At 47.3% G+C, this 1085-nt stretch carries 1 protein-coding gene; it reads right to left on the reverse strand.

Features of this window, described 5'->3' with window-relative positions:
- Window positions 1-128: 128 nt before the first annotated feature.
- The gene (locus tag BV372_RS34015; RefSeq protein WP_086691806.1) at window positions 129-818 is read right to left on the reverse strand and encodes an SDR family NAD(P)-dependent oxidoreductase; all 690 of its coding nucleotides are present in this window, start codon (window positions 816-818) and stop codon (window positions 129-131) included.
- Window positions 819-1085: the final 267 nt, after the last annotated feature.

Here is a 1085-nt window from a genome sequence, read left to right on the forward strand (position 1 = left end):
TCCTGGGGGGAACCCCCAAGATCGGACTGCCTCACCACACGACTGGCTCGACTTTGCGCTTTGTCATTTGTTATTTCTCCCCACACTCCCCACCCTCCCCACACTTCCTTCCCTGCCTCCTGCCTTCATTAGAAATGCTCTACCCAAGGGCGTAATTCTACTTCCCACGTCCAAGCACTGCGGGGTTGGTGTAAGATGCTGAGATAAGTTTGGGCGATCGCATCCGGATCGAGGGTACTATCAGGGTTGTCTGCTGAATCTGGACGTTCTGCGGAACGAATAGCACCATCAATTACAAAATGCGCTACATGGATATTCTTAGGTGCTAGTTCTCTGGCAATGCTTTGAGCTAAACCTCTTAGTGCAAATTTGCCCATTGCAAAAGGTGCAGATTGCGGATATCCCTTGACACTCGCTGAGGCTCCAGTAAAAAAGATAGCACCGCCTCCCTGCTGTAACATCCTTCTAGCGGCAGCTTGGGCAACCAGAAAGCCTCCATAGGCAGTGATATCTAAGGTTTTTGCCACTTCGCTGGGGTCTAAATCAATTAAAGATCCGCGTACTCGAAAACTAGGATTGTAAACAACAACTGTTGGGGCACTTAGTTTATTTTCAACATCGATAAATAGCTGGTTTACCTCCTCTGGTTTTGCAGCATCAGCAGCAAAGCTAACCGCCCCAATTTCACTACTAAGCTGAGTGAGTTTCTCAATGCGGCGAGCAGCTAAGGCTATGTTTAGCCCTTCTTTAGCAAATAGGCGAGCGATAGAAGCGCTGAGTCCATTACCTGCTCCAACTATCAAAGCTGTTTTTGACATAGGTGCGATTTTCCTTTTGCTGACTAAGGATTAATTGGGGCTGAAGATAGCTGTGAATTATTCTTAGTAGGACTTTGACCAATTCGCAGAACTAAGACTGCTGCTATCAGGCACAGGACACCCGACAAAATAAATGCTTGAAAATAACTACCCTGCCAGGTTCTCAACGCTCCAGCTCCGAAGGCGGCTGTAGCAGCACCGAGTTGATCATTGGTGTCAACTTAAGAAGATAAAGCCCAAATTTGTTGGGTGTAAGCGTCAATATCT

Source organism: Nostoc sp. T09 (genome assembly GCF_002154695.1).
Lineage (GTDB): Bacteria > Cyanobacteriota > Cyanobacteriia > Cyanobacteriales > Nostocaceae > Aulosira.

What these genes read in the sequence shown, in the direction of transcription:
- BV372_RS34015 (WP_086691806.1), bottom strand. Translation starts at nt 818, where the DNA reads ATGTCAAAAACAGCTTTGATAGTTGGAGCAGGTAATGGACTCAGCGCT.